Raw genomic sequence first — 22,756 nt, forward strand, 5'->3', positions numbered from 1 at the left:
TTCCGACACCCCGTTAGCCTGACCACGTGAGTTTTCTCAAGACCGCTCGGGTAGCTCTTGCTCTGACAGTTTTGCCCCTCTACCTGGGCCTCGAACCCGCCCAAGGGGCCCAATCTCTCTCATCAGTGCAGAGGCAAGTCACTTCCTTGCAGGAAGATGCGGCTGCTTCCGCCGAAGGCGCCCAGAGCGCCAAGGTTCAATTGGACCAACTCACGCGGACCTTATCTGGGATTAAGAAACAGGCAGCTCTCCAAGGTGAAACCGTCGGCCAGCTTCGCAAGAGCTTGGGGGTGATTGCGGTTGAGGAATATAAATCCGGTGGGTTGAGCCAGGGTCTCGAACTGCTCTTCTCCGCAAATCCGACGCTCTACCTTTCGGCAGCGGGGTCGCTCGATTCGATTACCAGGCGAAAATCTCTTCAACTTCATAAATTTGCCGCCGCCCAGCAACGTCTCAATGCCACAACAATTACCGTCAACGACAAATTGGCTCTTGTCCGTGCAACGCGAGCGCGTTTTGTTGCCCAGTCAGCCCTTGCCCAATCAAAATTAAAGGAAGTCGAGAAAATTCTCGCGAAATTGAAGAAGAGCGACCGGGCACGTCTGGCCAAACTTACTCAAAAGCGCAATGCTCGAGAACAGAAGTCTTCCCTGGCTTTCGCCAAAACCACCAAGCGCGTGTCGGGTCGCGCGGGGATCGCAATCAAGTTTGCTTTGAAGCAGATCGGAGATCGCTATGTCTTTGGCGCCGCCGGTCTGGTCTATTGGGATTGCTCAGGATTGACGATGCGCGCCTATCGGGCCGCCGGTGTCTCGCTTCCTCATTCTGCATCTGCGCAGACAGGTTACGGCAGGCGAGTTCCTCTCAATCAACTCCGACCCGGGGATCTCGTCTTCTTCGGCAGTCCAATTTCACATAACGGGATCTATATCGGCGGTGGAAGGATGGTTGACGCACCCCACACTGGTGCGCGGGTGCGCGTTGAGGCTTTCGGATCCTATTTCGGCAGATTGCGTCTCGTTGCAGCGCGTCGTTTCTAAATGAAAAAGATTCTTTTCGTCACCAACGATTTCGGCCCACGCGCTGGAGGGATTGAATCATTCATCATGGGCATCATTGAGAATCTTCCAAAAGATTCGGTGCTTGTTTACACTTCAAGGCAATCCGACACCAGCGAATACGATCGATCTTGGTATGCGGATTATGGTGTTGAAGTTCTTCGCGATCGCACTAAAGTACTTCTTCCAACTCCGCGGGTATCTCGTACACTTCAAAAGATTGTCAACAGAGCAGGGGTCGATGTTGTCTGCTTTGGAGCAGCCGCGCCGCTCGGTCTGCTTGCCAATGGACTTCGCCGGAGGGGAGTAAGTCGAATTGTCGCAATTACTCACGGGCACGAAGTTTGGTGGGCAAAAGTCTTCCCGTTCTCACTTGCTCTGCGCAGGATTGGTGATTGCGTGGATGTTCTGACATATCTTGGTGAATTCACGAAACGTGAGATTTCTAAAGCTCTCTCGGATAGCGCGCGCTCATCCATGGTCCGATTGGCGCCCGGCATTGATATCGAACACTTCTCTCCCAGTACGGGGGAGAGCTCGCTTCGTTCAGAACTCAATTTGGAAGGAAAGAAAGTTGTGATCAGCGTGGGCCGGCTAGTAAAGCGCAAAGGTCAGGATCGCTTGATCGAAGCGTTACCATCGATCCGGAAAGCGATTCCAAACGCCCATCTTCTCTTTGTTGGAGAAGGTTCCTATGGAAGGCACTTAAGGAAACTAGTTCATCGAGAAGGCATATCAGATGCCGTCACTTTTGTGGGTCGAGTTCCCTTTACCGATCTTCCAAAGTATTTTCGGGTAGGGGATGTATTCGCCATGCCTAGTCGCTCGCGCTTTGGCGGACTCGAAGTGGAAGGGTTGGGGATCGTTTACTTAGAGGCAAGTTCATGTGGGTTACCAGTGATTGCTGGAAGATCAGGTGGGGCACCAGATGCAGTTGTTGAAGGGGAAACGGGTCTCATTGTAGATGGGAAGAATGTTGAGGAAATTGCGCGCGTCATAAGCAGTTTGCTTTCAGATGAAGCAAAGGCCAAGGAAATGGGAAAATACGGACGCGAGTGGGTACTTGCTCAGTGGTCTTGGAAATCTTGGTCAAATCGTTTTGCGGAGATATTGAAGTCTAGGTAATTAATCCGTGCCGAATTGCCGTCACGACCGCCTTAGTTCGATTTGACGCGCTAAGTTTTCGGTAGATTGATGCGAGATGAGTTTTGACAGTTGCCTCACTCACGAATAGTTCGGCTGCAATCTGTGAAGTCTTTTGGCCTTTAGGCAAAAGCGCGAGAACTTCAATTTCCCTAGCGGTCAATCCGAAGTTCTCGTCTTTTCGGGCGATCGCCGAACTCAATCCCTTAGCAGAGAATATAAGGGGGCTTGAAAATGCATGTGCTACAGCACTTATGACCTCCGTAAGTGGGGAGCTCTTGAGAACATACGCACTTGCCCCAGCCTGCAACGCGGCAAGGAGATGGTTGTCATCGTCGTTGAGCGTGAGCACTACGATCCCAATGGTGTTAGATATTTGTCTAGCCCAAGAGATCACTTCGAGGCCACTACCATCGGGAAGATTCAAATCAATAACCACGACATCTGGATTCTTATGTGCCATCTGTGCCATAGCTTCCTTTTTCGATGCCGCCTCTCCGACCACATTGAAGTCGGCGCCTTCAAGGCCTACACGTAACCCCTCTCGGACGACTTGATGATCGTCTACAAGAAGGACTCTGGCGCGCTTACTCTCCATATTGGGTCAGTGTTGGAACATAGGGGTAGGGAACTCGTAGGTGAATCTGGGTGCCTGAAGGGGAAGATTTAAAATCTAAGTCGCCTTCTAAATTTATTGCTCGTTCTCGAATCCCCGAAAATCCATAATGATTCTCACGCTCTTCCAACCCCCCGACACCGTCATCAGCAATGATGAGTTCGGCGAGACCGTTATTGCAAATGAGGCTAATCCACACTCTTTTTGCTTGCGCGTGCGCCGATATATTGCGAAGCGCTTCAGTAGCGATGCGCTCGATTTGCTCGGCTCGTTCTAAATTGGTGGGCGTCGGGAATTGATCTAGCGAATAGTAGATCTCGTGACTCGGGCATATCTGTTCAGCTGCAGCTCGCAAACGGTCGTTAAGATCTAAATCGTTTCCTTCTCTCAACAGATAGATTTCTCTTCGAACTTTTTCGACGAGGTCTGTGACGGTAAATCGCAATGTGCGAATCGATATCCGGGCTTCTGCATTTGAATCCTCTTGAGCTAAGAGAAGGTCGAGCGCATACCCGATTCCGACGAGATCTTGAGCAATTCCATCATGCAACTCCAGGGCAATACGGTGCCGCTCGGTGATCGTCATAGAATGGTTTTATGCGTAGAGAGCTTCAATTTCGGCGGCAAACTCTTTTGCAATGACATGTCGCTTGATAGAGAGTTTCGCTGTGAGTTGACCCCCGGCAATGGTGAAATCCGTTGGCAGAATCGTAAACTTGCGGATGGACTCTGCCCGGCTTACCGCCTTGTTTGCCTCGTCCACGGCAGTTTGTATGACTGCGATCAGATCTGGATCTTTCGCCAATTCTGTAACGGTTGTCCATTCCTTCTTATGAATCGCTACCCATGGCTTGAGTGCGTCAAGATCAAGCGTGACGAGGGCTGCGATATACGGCTTGTTATCACCAACAACTACGCACTGGCTTACCAACGGATGGGCACGGAGGCGGTCTTCTAGTACGGCGGGGGCTACGTTTTTCCCGCCGGATGTAACAATTATTTCCTTCTTTCGGCCAACGATGAACAAGAAGCCCTCATCGTCTAGTCGTCCGAGGTCGCCAGACTTAAACCATCCGTCCTCAGTAAATACTTCCTTATTTGCTTCCTCATTCTGCCAATAACCTCGCATCACGATAGGGCCCTTAAGCAGAACTTCGCCGTCCTCATCAATGCGTATTGAAGTTCCGGGGACTGGTCGTCCGACCGATCCAACTCGATGATGCGCTGTGAGGTTAAGTGTCGCACCAGCAGTTGTCTCGGTTAATCCGTAACCTTCGAGAATGCGAATGCCAGCACCGCGATAGAAGTGACCAAGCCGTTCGCCAAGCGGGGCGCCGCCGGATATTGCTGCCTCGACTCTTCCGCCCATTCCTGCTCTTATTTTTGAAAAGACGAGTTTGTCGAAGAGTTTATGTTTTAGCAGGAGGGGAAGTGGAATCTTTCCGGTATCCATCGCCCTGCTGTAGGCGATGGATACTCCCGCTGCTTTCCGGAAGATCGCACCCTTACCGCCGGCTTCAGCGTGGGCCTCTGAACCGTTGTAAATTTTTTCGAAGATTCGTGGCACTGCCAGAATGAATGTTGGCTTGAAAGTGCCGAGGTCAATTGCCAATCGAGTGGCGGGATCTCCACAGTGTGCCATGTGCAAGCCTGCACTGACGGCGCCGATCTCGACCATTCTTCCAAAAACATGTGCGACCGGAAGAAAGAGCAACGTCGAACCGTTGGGATTGAGGAAGAGATCGGGGGCGGCTTGTACGACATTGCCGCACTCTGATAAAAAATTCGAATGTGTGAGTTGGACGCCCTTTGGCCGACCAGTTGTACCAGAGGTGTAGATAAGAGTTGCGAGAGTGTCGGGGACGAGCGCATTCCGACGACGGTCTATCTCGTCGTCGGAAATGCTCACTCCTGCCTCACCAAGAACGTGAAGTACGTCATCGGTAATGGTCCATACATTTTTTGTATGTGTGGGGAGGACGGATTCGACCAACTCTCGGTGGGTCGGGGTCTCGACCACGATCGCTACGCAACCAGAATCACTTAGAATCCATTGGATCTGTTCGGCGGAGGAGGTTTCAAAAATAGGCACCACGCATCCGCCAGCAAACCAGATGGCAAAGTCCAGAATCGTCCACTCATAACGAGTGCGCGCCATGATTGCGACTCGATCACCGATTTGTATGCCACTGGCGACTAAGCCTTTTGCGGTGGCTCTCACTTCAGATTCAAACTCTCGGGCCGTGACGCTCTGCCACCCCTGTCCGAGTGGACGAGAGAGCATGATCCGTTCCGGTTCGAACCAAGCTCGCTCGGCGACGAGGTTGGTGAGGTTTCCAGCGGTAGCTGCAGGAACAAGGGCAGGTATGGTCACTTCATTCATGGCGCCTACGCTAGCGTGAGTCGGAGCGGAAAGGGAGAGGGGGTAGCCTAAGGACATGGCTGACATAACAAGCGGAAATATCTTGATCGACGCTCCGTTGGCACGCGTGCAAGAACTCCTATTCGACATTGCCAACTACCCATCCTGGACCTCTGCAATTAAGTCCGTGGAAGTCTTGGGTAGAGATGAGACTGGACGAGTGAGTTCGGCTCTGCTCAAAATAGATGCTGGAATGCTCAAAGACCGAGTCACCCTAGATTACGACTGGAGTGGAGCACCGAACAAGGTGAGTTTCATGCTCTCGGATGCAGATCTCTTGACCGCCATGGACGGGGCATACATTCTGAAGGCGCAGGATGAGGACTCCACTCAAGTGACGTATGAGTTGCATGTCGAACTCTCTATGCCCGTTCCTGCGATGATGCGACATAAGGCAGAGAAGGCAACAATCGACATGGCCTTGTCTCAACTAAAAGCATTTGCTGAGAAATAATTGTCTTACTCGATAGGCGTCGACGTCGGCGGAACCAAGGTTCTGGGTGGGGTTGTTGACGAGTCCGGAAATGTTCTGGCTCATGCTCGAAGGGATACCCCGCGGCAAGGTGGCGCAGAACTCACCCGGGCAATCGCCGATGTAGCCCTAGAACTTCTGCAAAAGTTCACAGAGGTTAAGTGTGTGGGGATCTCGGCCGCAGGTTTGATCTCATCTGATCGAAAGACCATGTTGGCCACACCAAATATCGCGGGTTGGAACGGTGTCGACCTTGATGCGCAATTGGGTTCGCTTATTGGGTTGCCTCTTGTCATAGAAAATGATGCAAATGCTGCGGCGTGGGGCGAGGCGCGATTCGGTGCGGGAGTTAATGAAGATCACATCATGATGCTCACAGTCGGCACGGGAATCGGCGGCGGCCTCGTTGTCAATGGAGAACTTTTTCGAGGTGCTTTTGGAATTGCTGCGGAATTTGGTCACGTTCGAGTAGTCCCGGAAGGTCACCTCTGCGGGTGCGGGGCGCGAGGGTGCTTCGAACAGTATGCATCGGGGAATGCACTTCTCCGACACGCGCGCGAAGCGATTAATGCGTCTCCGGATGTGGCACGTAACTTGCTCTCCCTTGGCGATGGAACGGTGGCGGGTTTGACCGGAAAGCACATCACCGATGCCGCGCGGGTTGGCGATGCGGTGGCGCTCGCGGCGTTCAATACAACGGCGCAATGGTTAGGCGCTGGCATCGCGTCGTTATCTGTAGCACTCGATCCCGCATGTGTCATTATCGGCGGTGGCGTGATTGATGCTGGCGAAATTCTCTTGGAGCCTACGCGTGTGGCAGTGGAGAGGTACATGCCTTTTGCAGGTAGGCATCCCTTACCTCGCATCATCGCCGCACAATTGGGTAATGAAGCTGGCTTAGTTGGCGTTGCAGATTTAGCGAGGCTCTAGTACCTAGAGTTTCGCCCCGTCATCATCGGAATTGTCTTGAAGACTATAAAAGAAATAGAGCAATCCGCCAATGAAAACGAGGATTCCAGGCCAGGGTTCAATCCCAAATGGGTTGAACCCAGTTAGGGCCGTCGCAAAGGCGTAGATGGGCCCAAGAATCATCGCGATGATTGCGTTTCTTCTTGCCGGATCTCTAATCGGTTCAAGAACTGGATCTGGATTTTCAAAATGTTCTTCGTCTTCAACCGGGATCCGCCGATCGAGATCGTCGAGAAAGTTAGAGGGAGTTGATTCATCTAGAGAGAGACCAGCAACGATTGAAGCAAATTCTGCATCAATGAGATCAGAGTCATCATCGGTTGCAATATTGGTTAGCCAAAAACCATTTTTTACTTCGTTAATGAATAGTGAGGATTCTTCAACAATCATTGGGAAGTCATTTGCGGAATTTTCAAGTACAACCTCTCGAATGAATGGAGAGGAAATATTATTCGAAATTGTTATTGCATTTTCTGAGTAATCAAGTTCGGCTCGAGTCGAATACATCATGATAATTGGCTGGTCTATGAGAGGTAGACCCTGGTCCACCATTTTCCAAATTTTACGTAGGCGTAGATGGTTATCAGGAAGTGATGGCTCGACGAGAATGATTCCGTCGATTCCGTCTCCGTGGATTTGAGCGAGTCTGAGTGCGATGGTACTAGCGGCATCCAAGCCCGCAATAAAAACGGTCCCGCATTTCTCTTTCAACTCTAAAAATGCTTTATTTGAGATCTCTAGCCATTCTTTCCAGAGTTTATAATTCAATTCATTCCACTCGTGCGGGCTTTCGTTCAGCATTGGCAGTACCACATTGAGCCCTGAATCCTGCAGGGAATTTGCCAACGCAATTGCAATTACTCTGGATTGAGGGGTCCCATCCAGGATGAGAACCCCCACTTGGCGACCAACGAACTCCATATCCGCTTCTGGTGGGTTCATTGTCACTTTCCCATAGTGTCATAGGGGGCTCAGACCCACTAAATTAGTGCCCTGGGGATTCACCCCAAGTAATGAGTGCCGGTGGATTTGGTACTGACGTGGTTTGAAAGGGGGCCAGGTGGTCAATCTGCCTTATGGGCTCTTGCGGGCTTTTCTTACGCCTTTTCTCATGCTCTTGTTCCGGCCCAAAGTCACCGGACTTCGTAATGTTCCTGTAAACGGACCAGTGATAATGGCTTCGAATCATCTTTCCTTTAGCGATTCGATTTTCATGCCCCTCGTCGTTCCACGCAAAGTCACTTTCTTGGCAAAGAGCGAATACTTCACATCGCCTGGTCCCAAGGGGCTGCTCAAAAAATTGACCTTTATCGCATTAGGTCAGGTGCCCGTCGATCGTTCGGGCGGAAGAAGGAGCGAAGCCGCTCTCATTACGGGACTCGAACTCCTTTCTCAAGGCAAGTGTCTTGGGATCTATCCAGAAGGGACACGATCTCCCGACGGACGTCTCTACAAGGGACGTACTGGCATAGTCCGACTCGCTCTTGAATCTGGTGCACCAATTATTCCAGTGGCGATGTTTGATACCGAGAAGATTCAACCTACTGGCAAAGTCATTCCGAAAATCATGCGGGTAAAGATGATCTTTGGAGAACCTATCTTTTACACGGGAGATCCATCAGATCTTAGGTTGCTCCGCGACCTCACAGATGACCTCATGCGGAAAATTCAAGAATTATCGGGCCAAGAGTATGTTGATATATATGCCACCCGTCGGAAGGCGGAGATCAAAGAAGAGGATTAGTCCTCTAGGGCGAGCCGTTCGACAAGGTAGTTGCAAGTCGTGCAAGTCGGTCCTGAATCGGGAAGCGGCCCCTCAAGTACGTTTATAAAATCCGTGATGACTGATTCGAATTTCTGCTGATCACGGGGAACTGGCACATACTTTTGAGACACTCCGAACGCATACGATTGCGAATCGGCACCAATCACTTTATTGGGATTCCAAACCAATAGTCCCATTGTTGCAACCGATTCACCCTTTCCGGCCGCGGGTCTTTCCATGGCATATGCGTATGCCTCTAGTTGGGGAGAGTAGAACTCGCCAGAATCCCGTGCACTGTCGGAAACCTTGCAATCAATAAGGGCTACCGTGCCATCTTCGTTTTCAGCAACAAGGTCGTACTTTCCAAGAATTCTCCAACGAGACTCTTCGCCGTTGACAAGTAATGGCTTACTTTTGACCCACTCAGCCAATTTGGTGATTCTTCCTGGTCGCAGCGATGCGTCAATATCGGTCATAGCCACTCCGCGAAATGCTCTCTCTTGGAGCGATGAGAAAGTCCCGACCAATGGAAAGGATCCTGGCATAGTCACCTTGTGCCAGTACTTGATCCAGAGACAACGCTTACAGGTTGAGAGACCAAAGGTAAGATCCGAAGGGGAAATGTTCTCGCGGGCAGGAATGGTGGGTTTTCTCATGTCGCTAATTGTGCCCAATTGTGCCCAATTACCCTGACAGACATCCTCTATTTGCCGAGTCGATATGACCACGCGGCCAAGAGGAGAACCGGCAGTGAGGCCAGGGCGCAGAGCCATCCGTAGCTCAGAAGGGCGATGATGATGCCAGCCATTACTCCGCCGAATGCCCCGGTTAGATTCATTATGAAATCCGATGCGCCTTGAGAAGCTGCGCGTTCCTCATCTCCGACAGATTCAGACAGAAGCGCCGAGCCTGCGATAAGCGTGCATGACCAACCCACTCCGAGAAGAAATAGTCCGATTCCAAGTGCAATCGTACTATTTCCCGCAGAGTTGCCCGCAATCATTGCGGCGAGTAGCAAGGTAGCCAATCCAATTTGAATCACTCGTTTTCTGCCAATTTTATCGCTGAGGTAACCAACGATTGGAGAGAGAACATACATGCCCGCAATGTGTGTACTGATGACCATACCTATCACTGAGAGAGTCACATCAACATGTGCCATGTGGATCGGAGTCATCACCATGATGGTGACCATTGATAGATGCCCCACCGCAATTGAGACCACAGCGAAAAGCGCCGGGGAATTTTTCCTAATCCTCTTCAATGTGGAGCGTGTCGAAACTCGAGTGTCAGATTCGACACGCGCACTTGCGATATGCCGCGACGTTAGGTATGGATCTGGACGGAGAAAATAGAAAATAATCAGTGCAGATAGAGCGAGAGTTACCACTGCGAGAAGATAGGGACCAACTAGTTTCGGCAAGCCAAGTGCGTGCGCGAGCCTGCCGACAGGCTCCATGAGATTTGGACCCGAAACTGCGCCGACCGTGGACCCCCATACGACGATGGAGAGTGAGCGCGAGCGAGTATCCGCTGAAGCGAGATCCACTGCTGCGAATCGGGCTTGGTAACCTGCTGCGGACGCTGCACCGAGCAAGAAGGTTCCTAGGAGAAGAATTGGCATCACGCGGGAGGTTCCACCAACTATCGCCAGCGAAGCACCTATAACTCCGATTACATACCCGATTGAGAGGGCTAATCTTCGACCACCCCGCTCAGTCAACCTTGAAAGTGGAAGAGCCATCGCAGCCGCGCCGAGTACGGCACTTGTCTGCGCAAGTCCGGCGAGTGAATCTGAATGTGTAATTGAGGAAACTAACAAGGAACCCGCGGCAACAGTTCCGGCAACTCCTATACCATTCAAAATTTGAGCAAATGTCAAGACTCTAACGACATGCTTTTCCAAGACGGTATGAATCATTTGGTTACAACACTGAGTGACGAATAGCGGAAATAATGACCAATGTACCAAGTGCAATCATGACGACACCACCAGCGCTGCGCAGCTTAATGAGGCGGCTGGCATCCGTTGCTAACCACTGTCTTGCGGTTCCAGCAAGCAATCCCCATGATCCATCTGATATCAATGCTAGAGTCGCAAAGAGTGCTCCCAGGAGGAGTAATTGGGCGGTGATGTGGCCGCGTTCGCGATCGATGAACTGTGGCAAGACGGCGGCAAAGAAGACCAATGCCTTGGGGTTGAGTACTCCTACCCAGAATCCATCACGCATAGACGCAAAAGGCGCTGGCTGCATGCCGGTCTTCTGTGTCATGTCGGTGGCATGTATTTTGCGGTGCCGAATTGCATCCACGCCCAGATAAACCAGGTAAGCCCCGCCACCCCATTGGATGATTGAGTACGCGAGATTCGAACGCTGTAGAACTGGGCCAAGTCCTAACGCGACAAATATTGAAAGAACGTATGCCCCAGCAGCATTGCCCATTACGGTGAGTACCGCTGTCTTGCGCCCCCAGGCAATGGCTCTGGCAATAACAAAGAGGACGCTGGGGCCGGGAGCAATAATGATAAGTATGGACGCCAAAAGGTATTCCCAAATTCGCGTCGGCACGATCATGTCCGCATACTATCGAAGACGTGCGCTTCTGGCCGATCATAAACGGCGATTAAAAGAAAGAGCACAATCGCCTTTCTTATGATCGGCCGACAGCTTGAGCAGCCAGCATAAGAAACAGAAGACAAGTCATAGAGTTGAGACGAGGCGATTGTGCTCTTTCTTTTAATCGCCGGTCTCAACTCTATGACTTGTCGAGCGCACTCTTTCTTTTAATCGCCGTTCTTGAGCCACACGCTATGGAACCCTCAGGCGCGTGATTACTCCGCTGATGTGCCGCGTGATTTTGCGATTGAATTGAGAACACGGTATCCAACGACGGCAACGAGAGTTGCATTGATGATGCCGTTGAAGGTGTAGTTGCCACGGGACCACGACATATCAGAAATTCCGATAATCAAGGCGGATGCAGCGATGATGAGATTGGTTGAATCTGCAAAGTTAACTTTTCCCTCGATCCAGATCCTTGCACCGAGAACCCCGATCATTCCGAAGAGTGCCACGCCGACTCCACCGAGCGCGCCGACAGGGGTTGCACTCAAGACGGCACCGAATTTTGGTGAAAGGGAGAGCACGATGGCTCCCATGCCAGCGATCCAGTAAGCCGCAGTTGAGTAGACGCGAGTGGCGGCCATGACTCCTATGTTTTCTGCGTAAGTTGTTGTACCAGAACCACCACCTGCACCAGCTAGCGTTGTTGCAACGCCGTCAGCGAAAAGAGCCATGCCCATCTGGTCGTCAAGATTCTTTCCAGTCATTGCTGCCACTGCCTTAACGTGGCCGACGTTCTCCGCGATGAGAACCAGGACAACAGGCAAGAAGAGGATTACCGCACTGATATTGAAAGTCGGACTTGTGAAATGTGGGGCGGCAACCCATTTAGCAGCCTTAATACCGTCGGTGTTGACGTCGCCCATTAAGAAGGCAATGACATAGCCAAGGACCAATCCGACGAAGATGCTAATTCGATTGAGGAACCCGCGCGAGAATGCAGAAACTAGGCCGATGGCGGCGAGAGTAATAATGCCAATTGCTGGTCCTTTGGTGAAGTTGCCTTTCGCGGCTCCTGCCAGATTCAGACCGATGACCATAACGATGGTGCCGGTCACGATTGGTGGCAACATCCAGTTGATCCAGCCAATGCCAGCGGCTCTGACGATAAGACCAATCATTGCCAAAATGATTCCAGTGACGACTACGCCTCCAAGTGCATCAGACATCCCACCCTTGGAGACTGCCGCTGCGATGGGAGCGAGGAACGCAAAGGAAGAGCCTAAGTAACTAGGGACTCTATTTTTCGTAATAACGAGGAAGAGCAATGTTCCGATTCCAGAGAAGAAAAGGGTGGTCGTAGGGGGCAATCCGGTAATTATCGGTACAAGAAATGTGGCTCCAAACATTGCAGCGATGTGTTGCAGTCCAACGCCGGTGGTCCTTGGCCAACTTAAACGTTCGTCGGTGGATACGACTTCGCCAGCGCCAATCGTTTTGCCAGATCCATGCAGTTTCCAAGAGAGTAGGGACATCTGTGCTTCCTTCCGCGGTGGTGGCGCAGATCGCGCCTGAGGAGAGATGGGTCGGGGAAGACGGTCCAAGGGTAAGGTGCACTTCTCGCTAGATTGAGCGTAAAGCCCGCGCCACGCCGCCGACCCGAGTCAGACTTGCATCCCTGCGATATATCCGATTGAATGTACGCGTTATATATCGAGTCGATATATCTTTTGAATATAAAGTAACTATATGGAAGTAGGGGAGTGCGTGCGATCGAGATCTGAGTCTCTGGAGTTTGCACTCCTTGGTCTCCTCTCACAGAACGAGCTCCATGGTTACGAATTGCGCAAGCGCATGACCGCTATTTTTGGTCCTTTTCGCGCCCTTTCCTTCTCTGTTCTTTATCCGCAGTTGCGTCGCATGCTCGACGCCGGGCTCATCGAAGAGAGTTTCACAGAGGATGGGGGACTCTCGCGTCGCTCTCGGATTGTGTACCGCCTATCGGCAAAAGGTAAGGATCGTTTTTCGCAACTGACGGACACTGTCAGTCCTGATACCTGGGAAGACGAAGGTTTCGAGGTTCGCTTTGCCTTCTTTAGCCCCACATCGGGGGCCAATCGGGTCCGCATACTTGAGGGACGTCATAGACGTTTAAAAGAACGCGCAGAGATCCTTCGCAACGAACTTGAGAAATCACCCATTGGTCTGGATAAGTACTTAGAAGAGTGGCGACGTCATTCTTTGGAATCCGCCGAACGAGAAATCGCTTGGTTGGAAGACATGATAAAAACCGAAAGGAAGTAGCGTGACCATCTCAACAGGTAAAGGCGACATCCGTGTTGCAATCATCGGCGTAGGAAACTGTGCCAACTCACTGATTCAGGGAGTCGTCTATTACAAGGACGCTCCCTTAGACCAAGAAATTCCTGGACTTATGCATGCGGTCATCGGTGGTTATCACATTAATAATGTGAAGTTTGTTGCCGCCTTTGATGTTGATGCGAAGAAGGTTGGACTAGACCTTGCTGACGCAATGTGGGCAAGTGAGAACAACACCATTAAATTCGCTGAGGTTGAGAAGACCGGAGTGATCGTCCAGCGTGGTGTGACACTAGATGGTTTAGGTCGGTACTACCGCGAGACAATCACGGAGTCTGATGCTGCGCCAGTAGACATGGTTACCACACTTAAGGATGCAGCTGTTGACGTACTCATTTGCTACCTGCCTGTCGGTTCAGAGGAGGCCGCGAAATTCTACGCTCAGTGTGCAATTGATGCCGGGTGTGCATTCGTGAACGCTCTACCTGTCTTTATTGCTTCGGATCCAGTGTGGGCAGATAAATTCACCAAGGCCGGTCTTCCCATCATTGGTGATGACATTAAGAGCCAGGTAGGTGCAACGATCACACACCGAATTATGGCTAAATTGTTTCAAGATCGTGGCGTCCACTTGGATCGTACCTACCAACTCAATGTTGGCGGGAACATGGACTTCAAAAACATGTTAGAACGAGATCGTCTTGAATCCAAGAAGATCTCAAAGACGAACTCCGTCACATCGCAATTGGAACACGATTTGGGAGCGCGGAATGTGCACATCGGTCCATCCGACTACATTCCGTGGCTGGATGATCGTAAGTGGGCTTATGTGCGACTAGAGGGTCGCGCCTTCGGAGATGTGCCACTTAACTTGGAATACAAGCTAGAAGTCTGGGATTCCCCTAACTCGGCGGGTGTCATCATCGATGCTCTCCGTTGCGCAAAACTTGGACTTGATCGAGGCATCGGTGGGCCATTGCTCTCGCCCGCAAGTTATTTCATGAAAACCCCGCCCATTCAGTACACAGATGACCAGGCGCAGGTCCGTACCGAAGAATTTATTTCCGGGACTGTTGAAAGGTAAAATAAATCCGCATTAAAAAACACCCCCCGAATTAATTCGGGGGGTGTTTCTCTTCACCCTCACGGAGAGTAGAGGGCTAGATCGTCGCCTCTGCGGGAGTGCGACGAAGGTGTACCCACCCTGCGATTGAGAGAACGAGTAGGAGGAAACCTCCTACAAGAGTTACCATTGCAGCAATCTTTGCAATCTGCCCCAACTCCCAGAATGCATATGCTGTCAGCAGCGTTCCACGAAGCATTGTGCCCTTGAATACTGTGTCAACTAATTCAGCTGCAGAATCTGCCTTTGCTTTGAGGTCAGCATTGGTTGGATCTGCTGAAAGTGCGCCTTGTGCCGTGCGGTTTGCAGTAGACACCGCAGCGTAGGTTCCCAAATTTGACAAGTGGAAGCCCAAGTAGTGATCCGCGTACATCTGAGCTTGCTTGCCGGTAGCCATTGGCTTGTCGCCATTTTCCGTGAAGAATGCGGTTACGTCTGCAGCCTCGTCGGGATTCTGTGTTGACGAAGGCATAATAATAGATTGAGACTGAAGTTGTCCCTTTACTTGGCTGTCGGCGAATGAGTATCCCCAGTTGAGGAGTCCAGCTGCGACGAATAGAAATACCGCAAGACCGACTCCAACCATCGTGACGATCTTGTCAAAAGTTTGACGTTTCATTATTTTCTCTCCTCTTATGTGTTCACATTTGTTTGGAACATGTAAAATAATACTCAGAAAGTGTGCGCTGAATAGAAGGTGCAGAGTGTTAGCCCTCGCCGAAATGTGATAAATGTTAATGAGTTAGATGAATCACGTTGAGTTACGCACGTCACAAATAACGCCATCGATTGAATTTTAAAATCAGAGGTGCCAACCCAAAAGCAGTAATCAAGATTAATCGATATGTCGCGAGCACATCATCTGCCCGTCAGGTCCGATCTCTAGGTGCTGGCACGCAATCCCTAATTGTTCAAAAGCTTTGTCACCGTAATGAGTCCGGTATGCCAAGGCAAGAAGGACACGCAAGTTGGTATCTCCGTCAGCTTTGATCCCAAAAGTTTTTGCGGTGCGGCTGACTGTATTTTCAACTACTTTTTCCGTGTGCGAAGTTTCATGCGCGATCGCGGCGTTGGATTTCCCTTCGCAAAGAAGATCCATCACCAACCGCTCGAAAGGCGTCAAATCTCTCGATGAGAGCGTGATGTCGGCTGTCATTGGATGTTACCCGCCTCTCCGAAGACTCGAGAAGGATTCTCCTACAAAATATTGACTATTACCACCATAAGATTGCCAAATGGATGAGATTCTAAGAAATCAGGCTGGCGGTGTGCTCACTCTCACTCTCAACCGACCCGCGAAAATGAATGCAATCACCACCGGCATGTATGTTCTTCTGCGTAAGCACCTCAAGGAGGCAGTGGAAGATTTTGGAATCCGATGCCTGGTCATCCAAGGCGAGGGGGCAAATTTCACTGCCGGCAACGACATAAATGACTTCATGTCCGATGAGATCGTGGTGGGGGATAGTGATGGTTTCAATTTTCTTCTAGAGCTCCATAATTTTCCCAAGCCAATTATCGCGATTGTGCAGGGACGCGCCATCGGAATAGGGACAACCATGCTTTTGCATTGCGACGCGGTTGTTGCAGATCCAACCGCTACTTTCTCGATGCCCTTCGTTTCCCTGGGTTTAGTTCCAGAGGCGGGTTCGAGTTACCTCTTCCCTCAGTTAGTTGGATACCAGAGAGCATCTCGAATCTTTCTTACTGGCGATAGTTTTTCAGCAAGGGAGGCATTGGAAATGGGACTTGTCTCCATGGTCTCTGAAAACGCATCTGCGGAGGGACATGCTCTTGCGGCACGGATTGCCAAACAACCTCCAAACGCCGTCATCAACACGAAGGCGCTGTTGAAGAGTCGGGATCATGATGCCGTGACAATGGTGATGGGAGTAGAAGCCCAACTCTTTACCCTCGCCCTTCAATCCGAAGAGGCTGCACAAGCATTCATGGAATTCACGATCAGGAGAGAGAACAAATGAGCCTTGCTGGAAAAAGAATATTCATAACTGGGGGATCAAGAGGTATTGGCCTAGCGATTGCACTCCGGGCTGCACAAGATGGGGCACGAATTGCCATTGCGGCGAAAACGACAGAGGTGAACCCAAAGTTGCCTGGAACTATCTATTCTGCGGCGGAGGAAATTCGAGCAGCCGGAGGAGAGGCTCTCGCAATTCAATGCGACATTCGTGATGAAAGCCAAATTGCCAGTGCGATAAATTTGACTCATGAAACTTTTGGCGGGATCGATATTCTCGTCAATAACGCCAGCGCGATAAATTTGACTCGGACTGAAGATACCTCTGCGAAACGGTTTGATCTGATGTTTGATGTGAATGTCCGTGGCACGTTCTTGACTTCGCAGGCAGCAGTTCCCTTCCTACGTGATTCTGGAAAAGACGGACGAAATCCCCACATTCTCAACCTGTCGCCCCCGTTGTCCATGAAACCAAAATGGTTTAAGAACAATCTTGCCTACACAATGGCTAAATATGGGATGAGCATGTGCGTTCTTGGGATGGCGGAAGAATTTCGGCGGGATGGTATCGCCGTGAATGCTCTCTGGCCGCGGACGGCGATTGACACCGCTGCTCTGGCAATGATCCCAGGGGTTGAGACAGGCGCTTGTCGGAAGCCTGAGATTGTGGCTGATGCGGCATACGAGATCTTTAGTCGTGCATCTGAAGATTGCACGGGCAACTTCTTTATCGATGATGAGGTCCTAGCATCCGCTGGGGTCTCAGATTTGGATAAGTACTCCGTGGTTTCAGGAACAAAGGAGTTTCTCACCGACTTCTTCATAGATTAGGATTATGTCTCCTGGATTTCCAGGGTAAATTACAAAGAGGAAAATATGTCGATCCGATCGGTAAATCCACGAACTGGTGAAGAGTTCGGCCCTACTTTTGAGGCAACGAGTTCGCGCGAAATTGATTCGATTATTGATGGCGCAGTTGCAAGTTTTAGCGTCTGGAGTCAGACTGCACCGAAAGAACGTGCTCGAGTGCTAAACCACCTTGCCGAAAGTATTGATTCCAATCTTGATGCGCTGGTTGCTATTGCTGACCTTGAAACAGGTTTGGGAGTTGGTCGCCTTACTGGGGAAGTTGCCAGAACAACCTTTCAGATTCGTACCTTTGCAAATGCGTTGGCCGCCAATGAATTTGTTGGACCCACGCTAGATGCCGCCGTTGAGGCGCCCTTGCCACAAGGTCATCCAAAATTTTTGCGTACTATGCGTGCAATTGGTCCGGTTGCAATCTTTGGTGCAAGTAATTTTCCCTTTGCGTTTAGCGTCCTGGGGGGAGACACGGCATCTGCGCTTGCAGCAGGATGCTCAGTTGTAATTAAAGCGCATCCTTCGCATCCGCAGACTTCTCAACTTACCTTCGATATTGCCGCTAAGTCGCTGATCGCTGCAGGAGCGCCAGTAAATCTGATAGGTCTTGGTCATGGTTTTGAGTTCGGGAAGGCGGTTATAGCTGACCCACGTATCAACGCCGGTGCCTTCACTGGCTCTCGAGCCGGTGGACGGGCCCTATTTGACATGGCTCAAGCACGTAACATGCCGATTCCCTTCTATGGCGAATTAGGAAGCGTCAATCCGGTCGTTGCCACAGCCGCGGGAATTTCCGATCGGTCAATTTTCGTAGGAGGGTACTTAGATTCTCTGCTTCTCGGAAATGGGCAATTCTGCACAAATCCAAGTCTCCTTTTTGTTCCGGAAGACGAACATTTCCTCGCCGAACTTCAATCTCAATTGAGCCACCGAGAAGCGCAACCTTTCCTTAGCGAGGCGACAAAGAATTTGCATGATGCTAATCGTGAAAAATTGGCTGAATCACTGGGTTCTACTGATTACTTTGGAAAGAATGCGCAGAGTTCAGGCTTCTATTCCAGAGCGGAAGTATTCGTTCTTCCTGCTTCACAGGCGAGGGTGAATTCAAAGAAACTACATATCGAATGTTTCGGTCCGACCGGGATTATCGTCACTTATTCCTCTATTGGAGAAGTTAAGGAGATACTCTCCAAACTCGAAGGCGCCCTCGTTGGATGTTTATTTAGTTCGAGTGATGATGCATCAAATGTTGAAATTGCATCGGTACTTGCTTCCATGTGCGGGCGAGTTGCGTTTAATGCCTGGCCAACTGGCGTTGCGGTTACGAGTGGACAACATCACGGTGGACCGTATCCAGCATCTACCTCTCCACTTCACACTTCAGTTGGCATAAATGCCATCTCACGCTTTCTGCGTCCAGTGACTTTCCAAGGCTTGCCGGATGAGTTGGCGAGCAATCTCGGCCTCTAAGAATTGAGAGAGAAAGTCTCCACGAACTGAACGCTGACGCATTCATGGTGCGGGTTGCTTGCGTTCTGCTACGGCGAACGTTCTGACACTAATTTAAAGAGTAGATTAGACTCTCAGCGAGAATTGCGACAACGGACAGATTGGTAAAGGACACAAGCCCCATGGAGAATAAGACAGATTTTAGTGGTCAGGTAGTGCTCGTGGTTGGTGCCGCCAGTGGCATCGGCGCTGCGGCGGCGGCACTTTTGAAGTCTCGAGGCGCCCGTGTGATTGCGCTCGATTTCAATCTCCAAGCACTCAAGAAAGTTCAAGCGGACTTGTCTTTGCAAGATGACCAAATAGTCGAACTTGATATTTCAAATCAAGAAAGAGTTCAGGCCGTGGTAGCCAAAATTTTTGCCTCCGAAAAGAGAATTGACGCGTTGGTAAATACGGCGGGAATGACGGGTCCCACAAATGTAAAAGTTGAAGATATCTCTTGGGCAGATTACGAGCAGACGATAAAGGTGAACCTCTTCGGTGCCATCTGGCTCACTCAGCAAGTCATACCAATTATGAAAGCTCAAAAGTACGGTCGTATCGTTCACGTTACATCCATCGCCGGAAAAGAGGGCAACCCTGGAATGGCGCCTTACAACACATCCAAAGCCGGGATGATCGGTTTTGTGAAGGGCGTCGGCAAAGAGGTTGCGCCCGATGGAATCACAGTCAACGCAATCGCTCCTGCAGTTATCAGAACCCCCATGAACTCATCCACCAGCGAGGAGACTCTCAAGTACATGCTTGCTCGTATCCCAATGGGCCGAGTCGGCGAAGCAGAAGAAGTGGCAGAGCTGATTGGGTTTATCGCATCCAAGGCCTGTTCATTTACAACGGGATTTACCTTCGACGCTTCCGGTGGACGTGCCACGTACTAAGTTTTGACTATTGGTAGATATAATGCCTGGAGAGATGAATTTTCCTGAACACTAGAGGGGAAATTCACACCAGCGTCTGTTGGTGATTGAGGTAAGGACACGATTAGAGACAATGCTGGACGGGTTACCGCTCAACTGGGTTCTCTGGGTGATTGCCGTATGGATTGGCATCGGATTTCTCGGAATTGTCGCGCTACGACGATTTGGAGTAGTTGCCAAGGTGTTCTTCCCCTTGGGAGGAATCGCCGGACTCGCATTGGTTTGGGCGTCGGCTCACGCCCTCATCTCTGGAGCCGTTGAGACTACGACGCTGCCTATCGGGTTACCTCAACTTCAGTTTCATCTACGACTAGATCAGCTCTCCTCTTTTTTTCTCCTCGTCCTTGGCATCACCAGCGTAGGAATTTCCCTTTTCTCGGCAGGATATTTCCGAAACGGCTCGGGTACCGCGCCGGGACTGCTCTGCATGGAGTTCCACTTCTTCCTTGCCAGTATGGCCCTGGTTCTGATTGCTGATGATGCGTACGCTTTCATGGTGGCTTGGGAGAGCATGGCGCTCTCCTCCTATTTCCTGGTAACTGCTAATCATAGAATGCCGAAGATAAGAGCTGCCGGATTTTTGTACCTAGTTATTGCTCACGTAGGAGCAATTGCGGTCCTGCTTTCTTTCGGAATTTTGCAGGCAAATACTGGCGATTACACGTTTGCAAATATGCGTCTTCAGGAGATTTCACCTTTTTGGGCATCTGTTGCGTTCCTCCTAGCCGTTTTTGGTTTCGGTGCGAAGGCAGGCATCCTTCCGCTTCATGTCTGGTTGCCAGAAGCGCATCCAGCAGCGCCTTCGCCGGTTTCTGCTCTCATGAGCGGCGTCATGATCAAGATGGCAATCTATGGACTTCTACGTGTTTGTTTTGATCTTCTACACATCCAGATTTGGTGGTGGGGTGTCTTACTTCTTGCCCTGGGCCTGGTGACCGCGCTCTTTGGTGTCATTTTTGCAACTGTTCAGACCGATATGAAACGTCTTTTGGCCTATTCGTCGATTGAAAACGTGGGCCTTCTCTTTGCTGCAATGGGCTTGGCGCTCATCTTCCGCTCTTATGGAATGAACACCCTTGCGGCTTTGGCGCTTACTGCGTGTTTGTACCATGTAGGTGCGCACGCTTTCTTTAAAAGCCTTCTCTTTCTCACTACGGGTTCGGTGCTACATGCAACAGGGGAGAGAAACCTCGGCAAACTTGGCGGTCTTATCCGATTCATGCCATGGGTTGCCTGGCTCGCGCTCATTGGCGTTTTAGCGAGTTCGGGATTACCGCCCTTCTCTGGTTTTGTTTCCGAATGGCTGTTGCTCCAGAGTTTCTTATTTACCCCTGGTTTGCCACAGTCCTTTCTAAATATGCTCATTCCAGTTGCTGCCGCATCGATTGCTCTGACGGCTGCGCTTGCGGGTTATGCCATGGTGAAATTCTTCGGTGTGGTATTTCTCGGGCAACCTCGTGAAGAGAAATTGAGCCAGGCCCACGACGCAGGGTTCTTGGAGAAAATCGGCATGCTCTGGCTTGCTCTGGCGTGTTTAGTACTCGGATTGGCGCCCACCTTTGTTCTTCACTTTATTGACCCCGTCACGCAAACCTTGGTCGGCAAAGGTCTAGCCCACAGTGGCAGTGCAAATGGGTGGTGGTTGCTCACCCCGACCTCTCTCGAGCGCGCGAGTTATAGCCCGATCTATTTCCTAGTTGGAGTTGTAATTACGTGCGCTCTCATTTTTACAGTGGTTCGAATCTTCTACCACGGTCGAATGCGCAGATCTGTGCCATGGGGTGGCGGGCATACTTGGCAGAACGCCCGCATGCAAGACACGGCTGAAGGCTATGGGCAACCGATCCGTCAGATATTTGAGTCTTTTTTCGATATGGAAAGACATCTTCCTAAACCTGAAGAGAGCGAACCTGAATACAAGGTTGTGGTCAATGACAAATTCTGGAAAGGGGTTTATCTTCCGATTGCGCGCGCAACTGAATTTGTCTCTGCCCAGGTTGGCCGATTGCAACAAGGACGAATATCCATCTACCTTCTCTATAGTTTCCTAACGCTGCTCATCACTTTGTTATTAGTCCCAGAGGTGAGCCGATGAATATTTCGCAACTTCTTTCGCAAATATTTGCCACACTTTCCGCAGTACTTTTGGCACCTCTTCTACTCGGTTGGGTTAATCAGTCACGGGCATGGTTAGCGAATCGTTCAGGTCCTGGAGTACTCCAGCCATATAGAGCGCTACACAAGTTGTTCAATAAAGAGTCAGTAATGGCGGATACAGCTTCTCCTTTGTTCCGATTCGTCCCATATTTGATATTCGGGTGCATGCTTTTAGCGAGTGCAATCATTCCGACACTGTCCACTGACTTGCCTCTGGCCCGTGCTGCCGATGCGATTGCGCTGGTTGGCCTTTTCGCACTTGCGAGAGTCTTTCTAGCTCTCGCAGCTATGGATATTGGAACCGCTTTCGGAACGCTCGGCGCCCGCCGGGAAATGCTGATTGGTTTTCTTGCAGAACCTGCGCTACTTACGGTTCTTTTCTCGTCCTCACTCATTGCAAGTTCTACGGCTCTTAAAACCATTGTCAACAAAGTAAGTCAGAACGAATTCACAATCTATCCCAGTTTGGTTTTCGCCTCGATGGCCTTTGTTCTTGTCTTCTTGGCGGAAAATGCGAGAGTGCCCGTCGATAATCCTGCCACGCACTTGGAATTGACCATGATCCATGAAGCGCTGATCCTTGAATATTCAGGTCGACATTTAGCATTGCTTGAATGGGCCGCTTCAATGAAGTTGTTCGCCTATTCAACTATTGGCATTGCCCTCTTTCTTCCTTGGGGGATAACGGATGGTACGGATCCATCGCGGATACTTCTGGCGCTTGTGTTTCTCTTTCTCAAACTTGCGATCCTGGGGGTCATTCTTGCCCTGGTTGAAACTCTTTCAGCCAAGTTGCGCATCTTCAGGGTTCCAGAGTTTCTCGCAACGGCTTTCTTGCTAGGAGTCATTGGCATGCTTACGCACATTCTGTTGGGAGCATAGA

The 22,756-nt window shown here is 50.6% G+C and carries 23 protein-coding genes; 13 read left to right on the forward strand and 10 right to left on the reverse strand.

Annotated elements, in window-relative coordinates:
* Positions 1 to 26 precede the first annotated feature (26 nt).
* A complete protein-coding gene (locus tag VMW30_04550; GenBank protein HUW87630.1) occupies positions 27 to 1,040 on the forward strand; it encodes an NlpC/P60 family protein in 1,014 nt (337 codons plus the stop codon).
* Complete coding sequence (locus VMW30_04555; protein ID HUW87631.1) at positions 1,041 to 2,183, forward strand: glycosyltransferase family 4 protein; 1,143 nt, start codon at positions 1,041 to 1,043, stop codon at positions 2,181 to 2,183.
* Here VMW30_04555 and VMW30_04560 read toward each other — a convergent pair.
* Genes VMW30_04560 through VMW30_04570 form a run of 3 tightly spaced genes read right to left on the reverse strand, consistent with a single transcriptional unit; the run spans position 2,176 to position 5,200 of the window.
* Positions 2,176 to 2,799 (reverse strand): response regulator transcription factor, encoded by a 624-nt coding sequence (locus tag VMW30_04560; protein ID HUW87632.1) that lies wholly within the window; start codon positions 2,797 to 2,799, stop codon positions 2,176 to 2,178. The genes VMW30_04555 and VMW30_04560 overlap by 8 nt on opposite strands.
* Positions 2,789 to 3,403, reverse strand: coding sequence for a histidine kinase (locus VMW30_04565; protein HUW87633.1), 615 nt, complete (start codon positions 3,401 to 3,403; stop codon positions 2,789 to 2,791). The genes VMW30_04560 and VMW30_04565 overlap by 11 nt, the downstream gene beginning before the upstream one ends.
* A gap of 9 nt (positions 3,404 to 3,412) precedes the next feature.
* Entirely contained in the window at positions 3,413 to 5,200 is a 1,788-nt protein-coding gene (locus tag VMW30_04570; GenBank protein HUW87634.1) for a long-chain fatty acid--CoA ligase, read from the reverse strand.
* Between the two features lie 55 nt (positions 5,201 to 5,255).
* Here VMW30_04570 and VMW30_04575 point away from each other — a divergent pair, with 55 nt between their 5' ends.
* Positions 5,256 to 5,693: an SRPBCC family protein gene (locus VMW30_04575; GenBank protein ID HUW87635.1), complete on the forward strand. Its 438-nt coding sequence runs from the start codon at positions 5,256 to 5,258 to the stop codon at positions 5,691 to 5,693.
* A complete protein-coding gene (locus VMW30_04580; GenBank protein HUW87636.1) occupies positions 5,694 to 6,641 on the forward strand; it encodes an ROK family glucokinase in 948 nt (315 codons plus the stop codon). It begins immediately after the preceding gene.
* A 3-nt stretch (positions 6,642 to 6,644) separates the two neighbouring features.
* Here the strand turns inward: VMW30_04580 and VMW30_04585 are convergent, their stop codons facing one another.
* Positions 6,645 to 7,622 (reverse strand): hypothetical protein, encoded by a 978-nt coding sequence (locus VMW30_04585; protein ID HUW87637.1) that lies wholly within the window; start codon positions 7,620 to 7,622, stop codon positions 6,645 to 6,647.
* 118 nt (positions 7,623 to 7,740) lie between these two features.
* Between VMW30_04585 and VMW30_04590 the strand changes: the two genes are divergently transcribed.
* Entirely contained in the window at positions 7,741 to 8,424 is a 684-nt protein-coding gene (locus VMW30_04590) for a lysophospholipid acyltransferase family protein (GenBank protein ID HUW87638.1), read from the forward strand.
* Here VMW30_04590 and VMW30_04595 read toward each other — a convergent pair.
* The 4 genes from VMW30_04595 to VMW30_04610 all read right to left on the reverse strand — a co-directional run bounded on the left by VMW30_04595 (position 8,421) and on the right by VMW30_04610 (position 12,544).
* Entirely contained in the window at positions 8,421 to 9,101 is a 681-nt protein-coding gene (locus VMW30_04595) for a PD-(D/E)XK nuclease family protein (GenBank protein ID HUW87639.1), read from the reverse strand. The genes VMW30_04590 and VMW30_04595 overlap by 4 nt on opposite strands.
* A gap of 47 nt (positions 9,102 to 9,148) precedes the next feature.
* A complete protein-coding gene (locus VMW30_04600) occupies positions 9,149 to 10,366 on the reverse strand; it encodes an MFS transporter (GenBank protein HUW87640.1) in 1,218 nt (405 codons plus the stop codon).
* A 4-nt stretch (positions 10,367 to 10,370) separates the two neighbouring features.
* Complete coding sequence (locus VMW30_04605) at positions 10,371 to 11,021, reverse strand: LysE family translocator (protein HUW87641.1); 651 nt, start codon at positions 11,019 to 11,021, stop codon at positions 10,371 to 10,373.
* A gap of 257 nt (positions 11,022 to 11,278) precedes the next feature.
* Positions 11,279 to 12,544 carry a solute carrier family 23 protein gene (locus VMW30_04610; protein HUW87642.1) on the reverse strand — a complete coding sequence of 422 codons (1,266 nt, stop codon included), beginning with the start codon at positions 12,542 to 12,544 and terminating at the stop codon, positions 11,279 to 11,281.
* 232 nt (positions 12,545 to 12,776) lie between these two features.
* On the opposite strand from VMW30_04610, the gene VMW30_04615 reads away from it, so the two are divergent.
* Together VMW30_04615 and VMW30_04620 are read left to right on the forward strand one after the other, a co-directional pair.
* Positions 12,777 to 13,313, forward strand: a complete 537-nt coding sequence (locus VMW30_04615; GenBank protein ID HUW87643.1) for a PadR family transcriptional regulator — start codon at positions 12,777 to 12,779, stop codon at positions 13,311 to 13,313.
* Between the two features lies 1 nt (position 13,314).
* Positions 13,315 to 14,412 carry an inositol-3-phosphate synthase gene (locus VMW30_04620; protein HUW87644.1) on the forward strand — a complete coding sequence of 366 codons (1,098 nt, stop codon included), beginning with the start codon at positions 13,315 to 13,317 and terminating at the stop codon, positions 14,410 to 14,412.
* A gap of 76 nt (positions 14,413 to 14,488) precedes the next feature.
* Here VMW30_04620 and VMW30_04625 read toward each other — a convergent pair whose 3' ends face one another.
* The gene (locus VMW30_04625) at positions 14,489 to 15,070 is read right to left on the reverse strand and encodes a hypothetical protein (protein ID HUW87645.1); all 582 of its coding nucleotides are present in this window, start codon (positions 15,068 to 15,070) and stop codon (positions 14,489 to 14,491) included.
* A 216-nt stretch (positions 15,071 to 15,286) separates the two neighbouring features.
* Entirely contained in the window at positions 15,287 to 15,607 is a 321-nt protein-coding gene (locus VMW30_04630) for a chemotaxis protein CheY (protein HUW87646.1), read from the reverse strand.
* A 79-nt stretch (positions 15,608 to 15,686) separates the two neighbouring features.
* Here VMW30_04630 and VMW30_04635 point away from each other — a divergent pair, with 79 nt between their 5' ends.
* From VMW30_04635 to VMW30_04660, 6 genes are all read left to right on the forward strand, one after another.
* Positions 15,687 to 16,433 (forward strand): enoyl-CoA hydratase-related protein, encoded by a 747-nt coding sequence (locus VMW30_04635; GenBank protein ID HUW87647.1) that lies wholly within the window; start codon positions 15,687 to 15,689, stop codon positions 16,431 to 16,433.
* Positions 16,430 to 17,260 (forward strand): NAD(P)-dependent oxidoreductase, encoded by an 831-nt coding sequence (locus tag VMW30_04640; protein HUW87648.1) that lies wholly within the window; start codon positions 16,430 to 16,432, stop codon positions 17,258 to 17,260. The genes VMW30_04635 and VMW30_04640 overlap by 4 nt, the downstream gene beginning before the upstream one ends.
* Positions 17,261 to 17,305: 45 nt before the next feature.
* Complete coding sequence (locus VMW30_04645) at positions 17,306 to 18,760, forward strand: aldehyde dehydrogenase family protein (GenBank protein HUW87649.1); 1,455 nt, start codon at positions 17,306 to 17,308, stop codon at positions 18,758 to 18,760.
* A 161-nt stretch (positions 18,761 to 18,921) separates the two neighbouring features.
* Positions 18,922 to 19,677, forward strand: a complete 756-nt coding sequence (locus tag VMW30_04650) for an SDR family NAD(P)-dependent oxidoreductase (protein HUW87650.1) — start codon at positions 18,922 to 18,924, stop codon at positions 19,675 to 19,677.
* Positions 19,678 to 19,789: 112 nt separating this feature from the next.
* Entirely contained in the window at positions 19,790 to 21,811 is a 2,022-nt protein-coding gene (gene hyfB / locus VMW30_04655; GenBank protein ID HUW87651.1) for a hydrogenase 4 subunit B, read from the forward strand.
* Positions 21,808 to 22,755, forward strand: a complete 948-nt coding sequence (locus tag VMW30_04660; protein HUW87652.1) for an NADH-quinone oxidoreductase subunit H — start codon at positions 21,808 to 21,810, stop codon at positions 22,753 to 22,755. The genes hyfB and VMW30_04660 overlap by 4 nt, the downstream gene beginning before the upstream one ends.
* Position 22,756: the final 1 nt, after the last annotated feature.

The organism is Candidatus Paceibacterota bacterium, from assembly GCA_035530615.1.
GTDB lineage: Bacteria > Actinomycetota > Actinomycetes > Nanopelagicales > Nanopelagicaceae > QYPT01.

Bases quoted from the DNA above. Each gene is read 5' to 3' on its own strand.
- VMW30_04585 (HUW87637.1), bottom strand. From the start codon at position 7,622: ATGAACCCACCAGAAGCGGATATGGAGTTCGTTGGTCGCCAAGTGGGG.
- VMW30_04635 (HUW87647.1), top strand. From the start codon at position 15,687: ATGGATGAGATTCTAAGAAATCAGGCTGGCGGTGTGCTCACTCTCACT.
- VMW30_04565 (HUW87633.1), bottom strand. From the start codon at position 3,403: ATGACGATCACCGAGCGGCACCGTATTGCCCTGGAGTTGCATGATGGA.
- VMW30_04595 (HUW87639.1), bottom strand. From the start codon at position 9,101: ATGAGAAAACCCACCATTCCTGCCCGCGAGAACATTTCCCCTTCGGAT.
- VMW30_04625 (HUW87645.1), bottom strand. From the start codon at position 15,070: ATGAAACGTCAAACTTTTGACAAGATCGTCACGATGGTTGGAGTCGGT.
- VMW30_04605 (HUW87641.1), bottom strand. From the start codon at position 11,021: ATGATCGTGCCGACGCGAATTTGGGAATACCTTTTGGCGTCCATACTT.
- hyfB (HUW87651.1), top strand. From the start codon at position 19,790: ATGCTGGACGGGTTACCGCTCAACTGGGTTCTCTGGGTGATTGCCGTA.
- VMW30_04630 (HUW87646.1), bottom strand. From the start codon at position 15,607: ATGACAGCCGACATCACGCTCTCATCGAGAGATTTGACGCCTTTCGAG.
- VMW30_04610 (HUW87642.1), bottom strand. From the start codon at position 12,544: ATGTCCCTACTCTCTTGGAAACTGCATGGATCTGGCAAAACGATTGGC.
- VMW30_04575 (HUW87635.1), top strand. From the start codon at position 5,256: ATGGCTGACATAACAAGCGGAAATATCTTGATCGACGCTCCGTTGGCA.
- VMW30_04555 (HUW87631.1), top strand. From the start codon at position 1,041: ATGAAAAAGATTCTTTTCGTCACCAACGATTTCGGCCCACGCGCTGGA.
- VMW30_04570 (HUW87634.1), bottom strand. From the start codon at position 5,200: ATGAATGAAGTGACCATACCTGCCCTTGTTCCTGCAGCTACCGCTGGA.
- VMW30_04560 (HUW87632.1), bottom strand. From the start codon at position 2,799: ATGGAGAGTAAGCGCGCCAGAGTCCTTCTTGTAGACGATCATCAAGTC.
- VMW30_04660 (HUW87652.1), top strand. From the start codon at position 21,808: ATGAATATTTCGCAACTTCTTTCGCAAATATTTGCCACACTTTCCGCA.
- VMW30_04640 (HUW87648.1), top strand. From the start codon at position 16,430: ATGAGCCTTGCTGGAAAAAGAATATTCATAACTGGGGGATCAAGAGGT.
- VMW30_04650 (HUW87650.1), top strand. From the start codon at position 18,922: ATGGAGAATAAGACAGATTTTAGTGGTCAGGTAGTGCTCGTGGTTGGT.
- VMW30_04600 (HUW87640.1), bottom strand. From the start codon at position 10,366: ATGATTCATACCGTCTTGGAAAAGCATGTCGTTAGAGTCTTGACATTT.
- VMW30_04645 (HUW87649.1), top strand. From the start codon at position 17,306: ATGTCGATCCGATCGGTAAATCCACGAACTGGTGAAGAGTTCGGCCCT.